We start from the raw sequence: 15,000 nt of genomic DNA, 5'->3' as shown, positions 1-15,000 counted from the left end.
GTGTGTTTTCCTCTTTTCACACACCTTGTTTATATATGTTTTTTATTTTCAAAGCAAAAAAGCCATTCCAGAAGAATGGCTTTTCCTGATAAAAGCAAACTACTTGATGATATCCCTCAGACCTAAAGTCTTGATGATAGCACGGTAGCGCTCAATATCTTTTTTGTATAGGTAAGCCAAAATACCACGACGTTTACCTACTAATTTTTGTAGTGATAACTGAGTGGAAAAATCTTTACGATTTTTCTTTAAATGCTCTGTTAAGTGCGCAATACGGTATGTAAATAACGCAACCTGACCTTCTGCAGAACCCGTGTTTGTTTCTACTTCGCCGTGTTTTTTAAAAATTTCGGCTTTTACTTCTTTACTTAAATACATTCTTGAATGATACTAAAGTGTTTATAAATTAATTAATTGCCGGCAAAGATACAGTATGTTTTAAAGATTATCAAGAAAGTTTCAATTTACCCTTGGATGGCAAATATAAGTTAAACTAAATCCTATTTTTGCAGCATCAATTGTTAGGCCATGGAGAAAAATCAGTACAGCATATTTGAAAGCCAGTTAAAGGTACGTCCTGACGACATTGACATGTTTAACCACGTACACAACAGCAAATACTTCGATTATGTACTTGCTGCCCGTTACGAGCAGATGGCCGAGTTTTACAAAATGCCTATGGAATCCTTCCTGAAAAGTGGTTTTGGCTGGGTAGTACGCACCGCGCTGGTCGATTTTAAGCGTCCGCTGATCCTGGGCGACGAGATCCTGATCCGCACCGGGATTTTGACCATTAACGAAAAAGGCTGCCGTGTACAGTTTGAGATCGAAAACAAACGTACGGGTAAAATAGCCGCCGATGGCTGGTTTGACTATGTCATGATTGATACTGCCACCGGTCGCGGCTGTAAGGTTACCGATGAAATGATCAAAGCCTACTCCATTTAATTCTTCTATTCTCTGCCGCTATACAGATAAGTTAGCCTGGTTGCCCATACTGGCATCATCCTGTCTTCACCTCGGCTTCATATAAGGTTTTGGACGGTTTTAGCCGAGGCGAACCCGAAGTGAACCCGAAATGACCCCAAGATGAACCTGTTAACATAAAAAGAGTGGAAGAAACTGTCTTGCTCCTATCCGGCTTAAGAAAAGTTGTTGTAAATAAAAAAACTTTTATATTTTTGTTTTACAAAACCGCAATTCGATGAAAATCTTTGCAGTCCGTTTGAGGTTCTAAGTACCGAGGGCTCCACCCTTTCCGCAAAACATCAGCTTCAGCACCAAAGTGCTGCTTAACGGTTTATATTTTATTTTTTTCCATTTTTTATGTCAGAACAGAATACAGCTTCAATGGGTAGGCTATCTCAGATTTTTACACTTTTAAAACAGGCCTTAAGAGGCGACGAACTTGATTTCACACAAGGGAGCATGCGCAGGGCAGTCCTGCTACTGGCCATACCTATGATGCTGGAAATGGCAATGGAATCTGTTTTTGCATTGGTAGACCTTTATTTTGTTGGCCATCTGCACAACAGCAGCCATGCCATACAAACTGTAGGTTTAACTGAATCCGTATTGACCATTATTTACTCGCTGGCCATTGGCATGAGTATGGCCGCAACGGCCGTTGTTGCCCGCCGTGTGGGCGAAAAAGATCCCGAAGCAGCAGGAAAGGCCGGCATGCAGGCCATATTTATAGCTGTGGTCTTTAACATCCTGATCAGCATCATCGGATTGGTTTACGCCAGAGAGATCCTTTTGCTGATGGGCGCTTCGGCCGAAACTGCAGAACAAGGCACACCTTTTATGCGCATCATGATGGGCGGGAGTGTAATTATTGTCTTGCTTTTCCTGATCAACGGAATTTTCAGAGGTGCAGGAAATGCAGCAATAGCCATGAAAAGTTTATGGATTGCCAATATCGCCAATATCATTTTATGTCCGGTATTGATCAATGGTTTCGGGCCGATACCTGCATTCGGCTTAACAGGTGCAGCAATAGCCACCTCTATTGGTCGCGGTATAGGCGTATGCTATCAGCTGTACCATCTTTTTAAAGGCAGCGGTGTTTTGAAAATCAGGCTGACCTATCTAAAGCCCCACTGGGAACAGATCATTGCCTTGTTAAAAATTGCCACACCCGGCATATTTCAGTTTGTTATTGCTTCCTGTAGCTGGATTTTCCTGGCACAGCTGGTAGCTACCACAGGTGGCGATCATGGCTCGGCCGGCTACCAGACCGCGTTGAGGCTGATGATGTTCTTTATGCTGCCGGCATGGGGCATGAGCAATGCCGCTGCCACACTGGTAGGTCAGAACCTGGGCGCAAAACAACTGGAAAGGGCCGAACAATCGGTAATGAAGACCGGCAAGTACATTATTATCTATATGCTGCTGGTTATGGCCCTTACCTTTGCCGGGGGAAGGTATTTTATTGCTTTCTTCAGCAACGACACAGCAATACAGGACGTGGCCATCAATGCCCTGCAGATCATGAGCCTGGGCTATATATTTTATGGCATGGGTATGGTACTGATGAGCACCTTTAATGGGGCCGGCGATACCTGGACACCAACCTGGGTAAATTTTTTCGGGTTCTGGCTGTTCCAGATCCCTCTGGCCTTTTTACTGGCAAAACAATTCGGTTTAGGCCCGGTAGGCGTATTCATTGCCATTCCCGTTGCCGAAACAGGCATCGCCCTGGCCGGGTTTATCCTGTTTAAAAAGGGTAAATGGAAAACAGTTAAGGTTTAGGCACGTAGCCCAGGCCTGGTGTAAGCCAGTGTAAAAGGAATACACGCGAATAACGGTAATTGAAAGGTGCAAATAAAAACACACCAAACAGGATAATGCCTGCGTAGATCCAGAGGTTCTCGTAAACCAGATCGAGCCCAAGTACATAAGCCGCTACACTGATACTGATCATCTCGGCCACGTTCATGGCGTAACTGATAAACATGGCCACATAAAAAAATCCGGGCTCACGCTCGAAGCGCAGGTTACAAACGTTGCAATATTCGTTTGTAGCCTGCCCTTTAAAGGAGTACACCTTACCTGAAAACATTGCCCCTTCCCTGCACCGCGGACATTTACACTGTACAACAGCTGCTAATTTTGATATCGGTTTCATACCTTATAAATTTTAATCTTAAACAAAGGTACGAAGAGCTGTTTTGCTATTTTATGATCTGGATCATATCTAGATTTTAACGATCTTTCCCTTCAGGAGCTTCAGTTCCTTCTGTGCCGCCAGCTTTTTAACCAAACGGATCACTGTTTCTACGCGCAGCCCGCTCATATCGGCCAATTGCTGCCTTGTAACGTCCATTACCACGTCTTTTTCGAGATTTTTAAGCAGGTAGGCAATCAGGGTCCTGATGCGGTGTTCGGCCTGTTCATTGGCCAGTTCTTCCAGCATCATGGATTTGTAAAATAAACGGTTGCTCAGTGTTCTGATCAATTCTGTACTGAAATTACGGTCTGTCTCCAGCAATTTAAAGAAGGCGTCTTTATACACCGTAATGATTTCAGTGTCTTTGGTTGCAATGGTATAAGCAAGATAAGGTTTGTTTACCAGCAGTGCAGGTTCACCAAAGTATTGGTTGCTCTTAAAAATGCCCTGTATAAACTCCTTGCCATCGTCGTTTACAGTTACCATCCGTACCTCGCCGTTTACAATAAAATAAACGGCCCGGGGTTGGGCGCCAGGTTCATAAACCACCTCCCCTTTTTTATATATAACCGACTGATAACCATTATTTAGCAGGTATTTTATCATCATAAGCACAGCAACATAATCAATTTACGAAGTTAACCATAGCATTTATAAAATACCTCATCGGGGGTATTTTTTGCCTTGGTAATTTAAGATAACTTTGACGAAAATATTTTCAAACCCAAACAAACGATTATGAACAAAAATTTTACTAAAAATTCATTACTCCTGCTGATGCTGTTAATTTTCTGTACTTCAGCCAGCCTGACTGCACAGGAAAAAGAGGAAGATGCAGATGGCAAAAACCTTGTAAAATGGAATGCGGGGGCATTGTTGTTTAAAAACCTTTCTTTTCAGTATGAGCGCGCTGTTACCAAAAAGATATCGGTAGCTGTTGGCTTAAGGTTTGCCCCTAAATCTGGTGTACCTTTTCCCTCGCTGGTAAAAGACCTGATCGACGATGATGATACCTGGAACAGCATTAAAGATTTTAAAACCGGGAACTTCTCCATTACACCGGAAGTAAGGTTTTATATGGGCCAGGGCGTATTTAAAGGTTTTTATGTAGCACCTTTTGTAAGGTATGCTACTTATAATGCGGAAGTACCTTATACTTTTGATGTTGAAGTAGCCGGTACCAGCAGATCCGAAACCATGCCGTTGAGCGGAAGTGTAAATACATTTACCGGTGGGGTGTTATTTGGTGCACAATGGAAACTGAGCAAACTGGTGTATCTTGACTGGTGGATCCTGGGGCCAAATTATGGTACATCTTCAGGCAACATCTCAGGCAAAAAAAACTTAAATAATGACGAGCAGGATGCTTTAAGGGATGCACTGACCGACCTGGAAGACCTGCCGCTGGTAAAAACAAAATCTACCGTAAACGGCGAGGGCGCCAAAGTTGATTTTAGCGGGCCCTGGGCCGGGTTAAGATCCGGACTAAGCATCGGCTTCAGGTTCTAAGCCCTGTTTACTTATACAAAAAAGCGGCTTGTGACAAATTCACAAGCCGCTTTTTTGTATAAAAACATTTTAGCCGATGGTCTCGCGGATCAGCTTGGTATAAAAGTCGTTCAGTTTCATTCCCGCTGCTGCCACCTGCTGGGGTATAAAGCTGGTTGCGGTTTGTCCGGGAATGGTATTGATCTCTATAAAATAAAAATCACCTTCATCTTCGTTCAGGATAAAATCTATGCGTACCACTCCGCGGCAGTTCAGTTTCAGGTATACATTTTTAGCAATTTCGGTAACCCTGGCCAGCGTTTCCGGTTTCATCATAGCCGGAGTGGTTTCGGTGGCCACGCCTGGTGTGTACTTGGCTTCAAAATCGAAAAACTCTTTGGCAGTTTCCACTTCGGTAGCAGGCAATGCGGTGACCTGGCCATCCAGCTTTACCACGCCAATGGTAAACTCCCTGCCCGAAATGAACTCTTCGATCAGGATCTGGTTGTCTTCTTTAAATGCCCTTTCTACTGCAGCTTCCAGATCGTTGACATGATTAACCTTGCTCATGCCAATACTACTGCCGCCGTTATTGGGCTTTACGAAATAAGGCACTTTAAGTTCCTTTTTGATTTGTTCCAGGCTATGTGGTATATTTTTAAAGATCTGTACAGATTTGGCAATATTTAACTGCGGAATGCCATTCACAATGGCTTTTGTATAACCTTTGTTCATGGTAACCGCCGAAGTCAGGGCGTCACAAGTGGTATAAGGCAGGCCCAGCATGTCAAAATAGCCCTGTAATTTACCATCCTCGCCGGGTGCCCCGTGAATGGCGATAAAGACCCCATCGAATTTGATCTTCTTCCCTTTCAGGTTGATGGAGAAGTCGTTACGGTCGACCTCAATTTTCACAGAATCGGCCGGCTCATAAAACCACCCCTGCTGTGTAAGCATAATTTTATATACATCAAACTTATCCGGATCCAGGTTCTGGGCAATGGTAGCGGCACTTTTAACGGATACCACCCATTCTCCTGTAGTACCACCGGTTAGCAATGCTATTGTTTTTTTCATTCGTTTATATTTTTAAATTGCTTGTGAAAGCGCCTGACAGTTAAGACAGCACACAAATATAAATTAGTTGCCGCAGATGTTATTTTAATTCCAATAAAATATTTTTTTAGCCTAAATTTGGCGCTTATACCTTAAAAGACATTAAACTGCTATGGGCAAATTCATATCTTATCTGAAGACAAAATCTTTTAGAAACAACCTTATCGCTGCTGCACTTACGGTAGTGGTGATATTGCTGATTGCTTTCTTTAGCTTAAGGTATTATACCAAACATGGCCAGGGACTTAATGTTCCGGTTTTAAAGGGAATGTCTATAGCAAAGGCTGTTGAAAAGCTGGAAGAACTGGGTTTACGTTATGAGGTAGATTCGGTGTACATTATGGACTCCCCTCCAGGAATGGTAATTGACCAGGACCCCAATGCCAATACCTTTGTAAAAGATAACCGTACCATTTACCTGACAGTGAATGCCGCCCAGGCACCAAATGTTAAATTTCCTGAAGTGGAATTCAAATCTTTAAGGGAAGTACAGGCATTGATTGAGAGCTTTGGCCTGAAACTTGGTGATACCACTTATAAACCAGATCCGGCGAGGGATGTGGTGCTGCAGGCTTTGTTTGGCGGACAGCCGATTAAAACCGGTGAAACTTTACCAAAGGGATCGCGGATAGACCTGGTGCTGGGCGACGGGCAGGGAAATGAGGAAGTGGAAATCCCTACTTTGATCGGCCTTACCAAAGACGAAGTCCTGCTTGTCTTGAGACATGGCGCCAAGTTAAACCTAGGGATTATTACGTATGAAGGCAACATTACCGATTCGGCAACGGCAGTTGTAGTTAAACAAACACCTTTTGCAACCGATTCGGTAACGAAGGTTCAAATAGGCACACCGGTAAACATTACGCTTTCCAACAAATAAAGATTGATTACTTTCTGTATATGACAAACGAAAAAAAAACTTCTAAAGGCAAAATTTTTCTGGCCTTAGCGCTGGCGGTTTTAGTGGTAGGCGGCTACTATGGCTTCAAATTTTACAAGGTGTATTTTTCACCCAATACCACAGGCAAGGAAAAGTACCTGTATGTAAGGACCGGCTCGCAGCTGGACGATCTTTTTGAAGAACTTCGCCGTAAAGACATTTTAACGGAGATCGGTACTTTTAGTCAGGCTGCCGCAAAAATGGACCTGGCCCGCTCCTTAAAGCCAGGCCGCTACAAGCTGAATAAGGGAATGAACAACCGCAGCATCATCAATATGCTGAAATCCGGTAACCAGGACCCTGTAAAGCTGAAATTCCAGAACCTGAGAAAAAAAGAGAATTTTGCAGGCTACCTGTCGCGCAACCTGGAACCCGACTCCCTGACTTTTATCAACCTGCTGGATTCAGCAGCATTGATTGAAAAATATGGCTTCAATAAAGACAACAGCTATGTAATGTTCATTCCCAACACTTACGAAATGTACTGGAACGTGACCGCTGCAGAGTTCTTTGAAAGGATGCATAAAGAGTACGAAAAATTCTGGACAGAAGAACGCAGGCAAAAAGCTGCTGCACTTAACCTTAGTCCGATACAGGTTTCTATACTGGCCTCTATTGTGGATGCAGAAGCTTTGTACGATAAAGAAATGCCGGTCATTGCCGGCCTGTATTTAAACAGATTGAATAAGGGTATATTGCTGCAGGCCGATCCGACGGTGATTTTTGCCAACGATGATTTTACAGTAAAACGGGTAACTAATTCCTTACTACAGGTACAATCGCGCTACAACACCTATAAATATGCAGGTTTGCCTCCGGGGCCCATCATGATGCCGAGCATAAATGCCATCGATGCCGTACTGAACCGGGAAAAGAACAACTATATTTATATGTGTGCAAAAGAGGACTTTTCGGGCTATCATAATTTTGCGGTAACGGTACAGGAACATGAGATGAATGCGAAGAAATACCGGGACGCTTTAAACAAGCGCAACATTTACAAATAGTTTTTGAGTAGATTTGGTAAATGGAGTGGATACACAAGCAGCTATTAAAGATCAGGATCTATTCCCTGTTTATAGACTGGACCAAAGTATGCATACTTCCGGGTTTTAGTCCCCTGCCCCTGTACACTGTTGCCACTTTCTTTTTTAAGGAGATCGGGAAGGATTCGCTGGTCAATAAAGCCTCTTCCCTGGCCTATAACTTTATGCTCGCTATTTTTCCTGCGATCATCTTTTTATTTACACTGATCCCTTTTATACCCAAAAGGTTCCATTTCCAGGACCAGCTGATGCAGCTCATTATGCTTGTGCTTCCTGCTGATGCCTATAATGCTTTCAGCACTACGCTGGATGAAATTGTGCACAAGCAAAACCGGGGCTTGCTGTCCTTCGGGTTTTTACTTTCGCTGTTTTTTGCAACCAACGGGGTACACAACCTGATGATGGCCTTTAACAAATCTTCGCTGATCATTGAAACACGGACCTGGTTAAAGCAGCGGCTGATTGCTGTGGTACTGACCCTCATTATTGCCTTCTCGGTTATCATCTGTATCATCGCTATGGCCATAGGCGAATATGCCCTGAATTATATCGATACGGAACTAGACATGGAAGGGAATTTTATTGGTTATCTGATTGGTCTTACACGCTGGTCGCTGTTGGGTATACTCTATTTTGTAACCATATCGGTATTGTACAAGTACGGCCCGGCACATGCCAAGAAATGGCGTTTTTTTAGTGCAGGGTCATGGCTGGCAACCATACTTGCTTTCCTGACCATCTGGGGCTTTTCTTATTACATCAACAATTTCAGTTCTTACAATAAAGTGTACGGTTCTATCGGTACGCTGATTGTGCTGATGATCTGGCTTTACCTGAATTCTTTGATCCTGCTGATCGGTTTTGAGCTGAACGCAAGCGTAGACCTGTCTAAACGCAGCGTAAAAATCATCCGTCCTAATTTCAATCTGTTCAAAAAAACGCCTTCTGAACATCAGAATTCCGGAAAATAAAAAAAATTACTAACTCATTTTTAAGCCCTTAACAATTTATCGTTAAATTATTAAGAGCTGAATTTGTAAAATCAAGCGGTATTTGTACTTTTGCGCCGGAGAGTTGGCAGAGTGGTCGATTGCGGCAGTCTTGAAAACTGTTGAGTGTAATAGCTCCGGGGGTTCGAATCCCTCACTCTCCGCCAGAAAGGGATGATTTTTCAATCATCCCTTTTTTGTATATTGTAATGAATAGCCGGTCAGCATTTCCCGGTCTCACCTTTTTACTATGTTGGCGGATTCTAAAAAGCAAAACAAAATGAAAGCCTTAAATATTTTATTGATCATCGTAATTTCTCTGTTAAATTTAAATTGCAGTTCTCAGAAACAAGAGGTGTTCAAACCCAAAGAGGTTTACAAATCGAATGAACTAATTGTAACCCAAATTACCAAAAATTCTTTTGAACATACCTCGTTTTTACAAACCGACGATTTCGGGAAGGTCCCTTGTAACGGCCTCATCGTTACAAACAGCAATGAGGCAATTGTTTTCGATACACCAACCAACGATGAAAGTTCAGGGGCATTAATTAAATGGATAAAAGAAACGCTCCACTGCAAAATAAACGCAATTATTCCTACCCATTTCCACGATGATTGTTTAGGAGGACTAAAGGCATTTGATGAAAATGATGTTCCTTCCTATGCCTATTTCAAAACAATTGAACTGGCAAAAGAGAAAGGCTTTGCCATTCCTGAAAACAGCTTCAGGGATTCGCTTGTCTTAAAAGTAGGGGATGAAAATATTGTTGCAAAGTTTTTTGGAGAAGGACATACAAAAGACAATGTGGTTGGTTATTTTCCTTCAGAAAAGATCATGTTTGGGGGCTGTTTAATAAAAGAACTGGGTGCAGGTAAAGGTTTTTTAGGCGACGCTAACGTTACAAACTGGCCGGCTACAGTTGAAAGCGTTAAAAAGGCGTACCCAGATGTGAAAATTATTGTCCCGGGACACGGTCAATATGGGGACAACAAATTACTTGATTATACAATTAACTTATTCGGCCCTCAAACTTCCCGGCCAACCGCTGCCTCACCTAAGTAAATAAACAGATCGGCTTGCGCAGTTTTGCGTTTGTTCTTATTTACTTTTATATTGTCTGATATTCTGTATGAGAGAGGAAGACCAAATATTATTAGATCGGCTTAAAGACGGAGACCCCTCTGCTTATGAAGCTATATTTAAGAAGTATTATAAAATGCTCTCTGCTAAAGCCTATTTCATGCTGGAAGACGAGATGGAGGCAGAAGATCTGGTTCAATCCTTATTTGTTGCCATCTGGCAAAAAGCCAGGCTTCATAGCATCAACACTTCACTAAATGCTTATTTACTCAGGGCAGTACATAATCAGTGTATCATGTCCCTTAGAAAAAGAAAGGTATCTGAGCGCAGGCTTAATGAATACAGCCTTAATTGCAGTGATGTAGTCATGGAGGAAGAGCCGGAAGCAGATCACTATGAGGACAACCTTAATCTGGCTTTCAATGAGCTTCCCCTGCAACGGCAGAAAGCATTTAAGCTGGTATATATGGAAGATAAAAAATACAAGGAGGCAGCACAGGAAATGGGGCTTTCGGTGAATTCAATAAAAACGCATTTAAAGCTTGCAGTAAGGGCTTTGCAAAAAAAACTGGTCAATTTTAAATGAACATTCACCTAAATGAAAAAAAATGCGTCTAATACTTAGTAATGGAATATAACGAGGAATACATACAAGGGCTTCTGTTTGAAAAGGTAGCGGGAACAATTAGTGATGAGGACAACCTGATTGCCGAACAGGCTATTGCACATGATATCCGGGCAAGGGAGTTTTGGGAAACATTACTTGTAAAAATGAAAGGTACCAGAGGGAATTCATTTTTATCCGGAATAGACCCGGATGCAGCATGGAATAACACCCAGCCCCGCTTTAATGAAATACAAGATTCATTTTTTAAGCGAAACAGGTGGCTGCTGAGCAGCGCGGCTGCAATACTGCTGCTTGCACTGCCCTTTATATGGTACTTCACATCAACAAAAGGTACAGCAGCAGCAGATCAGGAACAAATATCCAGGCAGGTTCACCTTAAAACTGAGAACGGTGCTGCTGTTGACCTCTCATCAGACCGTGTGGTTACTTTGGGCCATGCCCGGTTTAACGCCAGTCAAAAGGAATTGACCTATGCCGCTGGCGAGGTTGTTCGTAAGGAATGGGCAACACTTGTTGTTCCTGCAGCAAAAGATTATAGCGTCAATTTATCCGACGGTACAAAGGTTTGGTTAAACGCGGCTTCGAGTTTGCGTTTCCCTGTACAGTTTGGAAAGGAACAGGCCCGTGAGGTTTATTTATCAGGAGAAGCTTATTTTGAAGTTACCAAAAATCTGAAACAGGAATTTATAGTGCATACCAATAGCGCGGATATCCATGTCCATGGAACTTCATTTAATGTCAATGCGTATGACGGGAACCGTTTTGCAACCGCCCTGATAGAAGGCAGTGTATCGGCCACAACAAAAAACCAAAATCTTCGGTTAAAACCGGGCCAGGAAGTGATACTGGAAGCACAAAACCTACAGGTCAGACCATTTGATGCCCAGGAAGTGCTTTCATGGAGAAAGGGCACCTATTTTTTTCACAAGCAGCCCCTATCGGAAATTGCAGCTGTGCTTAGCCGCTGGTTTGATGTAAAAATTGCCTGGCAAACACCAGGAATTGCTGAGCAGGCTTTTACCGGAGAGATTGATAAAAAATTATCAATAGAGGTAGTCTTAGCCAATTTACAGCTATCTTCAGGTATCAAAGCAGAGCTTAAAAATGGTACACTGACCTTCCGATAATTTTTTTTAAAAATTCCGTTCACCCATTTGGGTAAGTGCAGCGTCATTAGGCAAACCTTTTATAAACCTTAAATGTATGCTTAAAGAACTTACCCGATCGGGCCGGCTGATATTGCCGGTAATTTTCTTGCTGCTGCTATCCCTAACCGGCCGAAGCCAGACCAACAGCAAGATCAGTATCAAAGGCAGGAACATCACGCTTGCCGATGTATTTAAATCCATCAAAAAACAAACGGGGCTCACCGTGTTTTACAGCAACAAACTGCTGGACGATTCTGAAAAGATCTCTGTCGATTTTACAGGGGAATCAATTAGCGCTGTAATGAGCAGTATTTTGAAAGGCCGGCAGCTGGATTGGCTGGTCAAGGAAAAATACATTGTATTGCAAAAAGCGACAGGACAAGTCCAGCCCCAGCAACTTAAAACAGAGCAGGTAAGCATTGACAATGCTCCCAAACTAAAAGGAACGGTGACCGATAAAACCGGAAACCCCTTGCCTGGCGTAAGTATCAGGGTAAAAGATGCCGGTACAGGTACAGCAAGCGATGCACAGGGGCGGTATACCATTGCAGCTTCCCGCGGTGCCACCCTGCTGTTTTCTTCTGTGGGTTACCTGAGCCAGGAAATCCAGGTGGGTAGCCAAACTACGCTTAACGTGAAGCTGCAGGAAGACAATGCCGACCTTACAGAAGTGGTGGTAGTGGGTTATGGTACGCAAAAGAAAGTAAACCTTACCGGTGCTGTTTCCATGGTTTCAGGAAAAGACCTGTCTGTCCGGCCAATGGGGCAAACCTCTGCCTCCCTGCAGGGAATGGCTCCCGGTGTTACCATCAGGCAAACTTCCGGGAGGCCCGGAGCTGATGGGGGAAATATCCGTATCCGCGGTATTGGCACTATGAGTGCCTCTCAATCAGACCCTACATTATCGATCGCCGCAAATCCGCTGATTATGATCGACGGAATTGAGGGATCTATGAATAACATCGACCCCAATTTAATTGAATCTGTGTCTATTCTTAAGGATGCTGCTTCCTCTTCCATCTATGGTTCAAGGGCGGCAAATGGAGTAATTCTGATCACGACAAAAAGGGCTAATGCAGATCAGGTCAGCATTTCTTATAACAATTACATTGGCTGGCAGGACCCAACCAATATGCCAAAACTGGTAAATGCGCTCGACTACATGCTACTGATCAATGAAGCCTATACCAATACCGGCCGTACCCCATTGTATACAGAGGCACTCATCCAAAAATACCGGGAACAAAATGGGGTCAGTTCCGATCTCTATCCGAATACCGACTGGCAAAAAGAGACCCTTACAGGTTCCGGTTTGCAGCAAAGTCATTTTCTGACTGTTCAGGGTGGTACCCAAAAAGTAAAAATACTGGGTTCCTTTGGTCTTTTTGATCAGAAAGGGCTCATTGAGAATTCGGGTTTTAAACGGTATACCATTCGCAGTAATGCCGACATTACTTTTTCGGACAAACTCAAGGCCAGGATTGATCTTCAATACGTAAATGCCATCACTACCGACCCTGCAGCCACGGCAAATGAAATATTCCAATGGACCAATGGTCTTCCGGCAAACCTGATCGGTATCAATGAAAGCGGGCAATGGGGAGTGGGCTGGAATGGCAACAACCCTATCTCGGCAAGTAAAGACGGGGGAACAAACAGAACCAGGGCTCCTTTTGGGAGTATCAATGCCACGATTAATTATAAACCAGTTGAGTGGCTGGAAGCAGAAGCTGCTTATTCGCCAAAATATGCACTTTCTTCCGGTAAAAATTTCAGGAAAGCAATCCAGTCTTATCTGCCCAATGGCAGCCTTAGTTTCCTGACACCGGCACTTACCTCATTAAACCAGACACAGTCGCAATCCTTTTTTAACAACATCCGCGCTACAATTACTGCACGCAAAGATTTAAATGATCATAGCTTTAAATTTTTATTGGGCGGATCAAGAGAAGATTATTATTCGGAATGGATCTCTGCATACCGGGATACTTACATTCTGCCCAATTACCCGATATTGAACGGAGGCTCTGCTTTGAATCAAACCGCTACCGGAAGTGCTGAAGAATGGGCGCTCCAATCCTTGTTCAGCAGGTTCAATTACAGCTACAAGGGTAAATACCTGTTGGAACTGAATGCACGCTATGACGGCTCCTCCCGCTTTTCCAAAGGCAACAAATATGGTTTTTTCCCATCTGCATCGGCAGGATGGAGAATTTCTGAAGAAGCTTTTTTTGCTGGATTGAAAAACACTGTGAACGAGGCTAAGCTGAGGGTATCATGGGGGAAACTTGGAAACCAGCTCATTGGCACCTATCCTTCCGTTACAGCCCTGGTGTTTGAATCTATGGCTATGGGCAAACAGATCGTAAATACTGCTACACTAAAGGACATGGCCAACAGGAATATATCCTGGGAGAGCACCGAAGAAAAAAATATAGGAATTGACCTTACCCTTTTTAACAACCTGAGCGTAACGGCCGATTATTATCAAAGACGTACCCGTGACATTCTTTTACTGCTTGACATTCCCCTGATTATTGGTTTGAACAGGCCCAACCAAAATGCCGGAACGGTTGATAATAAGGGATGGGAACTGGGCCTTGCTTACAAAGGAAAGGTAAAGGATTTCAACTATAACCTAAGCTTCAACCTTTCGGATGTAAAAAATACGGTGGTAGATATGAGAGGGATTAACCAGACCAGCACTCTGACCGTTCACCGTGAAGGTTATTCTATTTCCTCCCTTTTCGGATATGAAGCATTGGGCTACTTTTCGTCTGATGCCGAAGTAGCCGCCCACGCCAAGCAATTCGGTACGGTGAAAGCCGGTGACATCAAATACAAGGATCAGAATGGTGACGGACTGATCAATGAAAGTGATAAAATTATCATTGGCGGGACCATTCCGAGGTACACCTATGCTGCTAACCTTGCCGCTTCTTATAAGGGCTTTGATCTTTCTGTACTGTTGCAGGGAGTAGGCAAAGCTGATGGTTACCTGAACGGGCCTGGGGTTCAGCCATTCAGCGTAGGTGGTGCATTGGGCGGTACAATCCGCGAAGAAAATAAAGACCGGTGGTCGCCAGACAACCCCAATGCCAAATACCCAAGGCTGGCTTTCGGCGAATCCAACAACGAACAGGCATCCAGTTTCTGGCGAAGGGACGCTTCTTATCTGCGTGTTAAAAATATTCAGCTGGGCTATACCCTGCCTGCTAACCTTACAAAAAAAATGAGTATTAACCGCTTACGGATCTTTGCCAATGGTTCCAACCTGGCTTCTTTTGACCGCTTCCTTAGCGGATACGATGTGGAAGCCCCGGTAGGTTCAGGTAGTATCTATCCGCAGGTTAAATTATACAGTTTTGGCTTGGAAGCTACATTTTAAA

14 protein-coding genes and 1 tRNA gene are annotated in these 15,000 nt (G+C 43.5%); 11 read left to right on the top strand and 4 right to left on the bottom strand.

Annotated features, from left to right (window positions below):
- Positions 1–99: 99 nt before the first annotated feature.
- Positions 100–378 carry a 30S ribosomal protein S15 gene (gene rpsO, locus ABIE26_RS04620; protein ID WP_310139529.1) on the bottom strand — a complete coding sequence of 93 codons (279 nt, stop codon included), beginning with the start codon at positions 376–378 and terminating at the stop codon, positions 100–102.
- Between the two features lie 150 nt (positions 379–528).
- On the opposite strand from rpsO, the gene ABIE26_RS04615 reads away from it, so the two are divergent.
- A complete protein-coding gene (locus tag ABIE26_RS04615; RefSeq protein WP_310139531.1) occupies positions 529–948 on the top strand; it encodes an acyl-CoA thioesterase in 420 nt (139 codons plus the stop codon).
- A 378-nt stretch (positions 949–1,326) separates the two neighbouring features.
- Positions 1,327–2,754 carry an MATE family efflux transporter gene (locus ABIE26_RS04610; RefSeq protein ID WP_310139534.1) on the top strand — a complete coding sequence of 476 codons (1,428 nt, stop codon included), beginning with the start codon at positions 1,327–1,329 and terminating at the stop codon, positions 2,752–2,754.
- On the opposite strand, the gene ABIE26_RS04605 is transcribed toward ABIE26_RS04610, so the two are convergent.
- Together ABIE26_RS04605 and ABIE26_RS04600 are read right to left on the bottom strand one after the other, a co-directional pair.
- Positions 2,744–3,130, bottom strand: coding sequence for a DUF983 domain-containing protein (locus ABIE26_RS04605; RefSeq protein WP_310139536.1), 387 nt, complete (start codon positions 3,128–3,130; stop codon positions 2,744–2,746). The genes ABIE26_RS04610 and ABIE26_RS04605 overlap by 11 nt on opposite strands.
- A gap of 69 nt (positions 3,131–3,199) precedes the next feature.
- Positions 3,200–3,781, bottom strand: a complete 582-nt coding sequence (locus tag ABIE26_RS04600) for a Crp/Fnr family transcriptional regulator (protein WP_310139537.1) — start codon at positions 3,779–3,781, stop codon at positions 3,200–3,202.
- A 129-nt stretch (positions 3,782–3,910) separates the two neighbouring features.
- Here ABIE26_RS04600 and ABIE26_RS04595 point away from each other — a divergent pair, with 129 nt between their 5' ends.
- Complete coding sequence (locus tag ABIE26_RS04595) at positions 3,911–4,681, top strand: DUF3575 domain-containing protein (protein ID WP_310139539.1); 771 nt, start codon at positions 3,911–3,913, stop codon at positions 4,679–4,681.
- 69 nt (positions 4,682–4,750) lie between these two features.
- Here ABIE26_RS04595 and ABIE26_RS04590 read toward each other — a convergent pair whose 3' ends face one another.
- The gene (locus ABIE26_RS04590) at positions 4,751–5,737 is read right to left on the bottom strand and encodes a D-alanine--D-alanine ligase (RefSeq protein WP_310139541.1); all 987 of its coding nucleotides are present in this window, start codon (positions 5,735–5,737) and stop codon (positions 4,751–4,753) included.
- A gap of 151 nt (positions 5,738–5,888) precedes the next feature.
- Here ABIE26_RS04590 and ABIE26_RS04585 point away from each other — a divergent pair, with 151 nt between their 5' ends.
- From ABIE26_RS04585 to ABIE26_RS04550, 8 genes are all read left to right on the top strand, one after another.
- The gene (locus ABIE26_RS04585) at positions 5,889–6,656 is read left to right on the top strand and encodes a PASTA domain-containing protein (protein ID WP_310139542.1); all 768 of its coding nucleotides are present in this window, start codon (positions 5,889–5,891) and stop codon (positions 6,654–6,656) included.
- A gap of 20 nt (positions 6,657–6,676) precedes the next feature.
- Positions 6,677–7,723, top strand: a complete 1,047-nt coding sequence (mltG, locus tag ABIE26_RS04580; protein WP_310139544.1) for an endolytic transglycosylase MltG — start codon at positions 6,677–6,679, stop codon at positions 7,721–7,723.
- A gap of 20 nt (positions 7,724–7,743) precedes the next feature.
- Complete coding sequence (locus ABIE26_RS04575) at positions 7,744–8,733, top strand: YihY/virulence factor BrkB family protein (RefSeq protein ID WP_310139545.1); 990 nt, start codon at positions 7,744–7,746, stop codon at positions 8,731–8,733.
- A 97-nt stretch (positions 8,734–8,830) separates the two neighbouring features.
- Positions 8,831–8,918, top strand: a tRNA-Ser gene (locus ABIE26_RS04570).
- Between the two features lie 113 nt (positions 8,919–9,031).
- Positions 9,032–9,817: a subclass B1 metallo-beta-lactamase gene (gene bla, locus ABIE26_RS04565; protein WP_310139547.1), complete on the top strand. Its 786-nt coding sequence runs from the start codon at positions 9,032–9,034 to the stop codon at positions 9,815–9,817.
- A 67-nt stretch (positions 9,818–9,884) separates the two neighbouring features.
- Positions 9,885–10,421: an RNA polymerase sigma factor gene (locus tag ABIE26_RS04560; RefSeq protein ID WP_310139549.1), complete on the top strand. Its 537-nt coding sequence runs from the start codon at positions 9,885–9,887 to the stop codon at positions 10,419–10,421.
- Positions 10,422–10,462: 41 nt separating this feature from the next.
- On the top strand, positions 10,463–11,590 hold the full coding sequence (locus ABIE26_RS04555; protein ID WP_310139551.1) for a FecR family protein: 1,128 nt from the start codon (positions 10,463–10,465) through the stop codon (positions 11,588–11,590).
- 76 nt (positions 11,591–11,666) lie between these two features.
- On the top strand, positions 11,667–14,999 hold the full coding sequence (locus ABIE26_RS04550) for a TonB-dependent receptor (RefSeq protein WP_310139554.1): 3,333 nt from the start codon (positions 11,667–11,669) through the stop codon (positions 14,997–14,999).
- Position 15,000: the final 1 nt, after the last annotated feature.

The organism is Pedobacter africanus (assembly GCF_040548825.1).
Taxonomy (GTDB): domain Bacteria; phylum Bacteroidota; class Bacteroidia; order Sphingobacteriales; family Sphingobacteriaceae; genus Pedobacter; species Pedobacter africanus_A.
The sequence above is the reverse complement of the archived record's forward strand: the minus strand, read 5'-3'. Positions and strand labels throughout refer to the sequence as shown.

Coding starts and splice junctions, on each gene's coding strand:
- rpsO (WP_310139529.1), bottom strand. CDS start 378: ATGTATTTAAGTAAAGAAGTAAAAGCCGAAATTTTTAAAAAACACGGC.
- ABIE26_RS04615 (WP_310139531.1), top strand. CDS start 529: ATGGAGAAAAATCAGTACAGCATATTTGAAAGCCAGTTAAAGGTACGT.
- ABIE26_RS04610 (WP_310139534.1), top strand. CDS start 1,327: ATGTCAGAACAGAATACAGCTTCAATGGGTAGGCTATCTCAGATTTTT.
- ABIE26_RS04605 (WP_310139536.1), bottom strand. CDS start 3,130: ATGAAACCGATATCAAAATTAGCAGCTGTTGTACAGTGTAAATGTCCG.
- ABIE26_RS04600 (WP_310139537.1), bottom strand. CDS start 3,781: ATGATGATAAAATACCTGCTAAATAATGGTTATCAGTCGGTTATATAT.
- ABIE26_RS04595 (WP_310139539.1), top strand. CDS start 3,911: ATGAACAAAAATTTTACTAAAAATTCATTACTCCTGCTGATGCTGTTA.
- ABIE26_RS04590 (WP_310139541.1), bottom strand. CDS start 5,737: ATGAAAAAAACAATAGCATTGCTAACCGGTGGTACTACAGGAGAATGG.
- ABIE26_RS04585 (WP_310139542.1), top strand. CDS start 5,889: ATGGGCAAATTCATATCTTATCTGAAGACAAAATCTTTTAGAAACAAC.
- mltG (WP_310139544.1), top strand. CDS start 6,677: ATGACAAACGAAAAAAAAACTTCTAAAGGCAAAATTTTTCTGGCCTTA.
- ABIE26_RS04575 (WP_310139545.1), top strand. CDS start 7,744: ATGGAGTGGATACACAAGCAGCTATTAAAGATCAGGATCTATTCCCTG.
- bla (WP_310139547.1), top strand. CDS start 9,032: ATGAAAGCCTTAAATATTTTATTGATCATCGTAATTTCTCTGTTAAAT.
- ABIE26_RS04560 (WP_310139549.1), top strand. CDS start 9,885: ATGAGAGAGGAAGACCAAATATTATTAGATCGGCTTAAAGACGGAGAC.
- ABIE26_RS04555 (WP_310139551.1), top strand. CDS start 10,463: ATGGAATATAACGAGGAATACATACAAGGGCTTCTGTTTGAAAAGGTA.
- ABIE26_RS04550 (WP_310139554.1), top strand. CDS start 11,667: ATGCTTAAAGAACTTACCCGATCGGGCCGGCTGATATTGCCGGTAATT.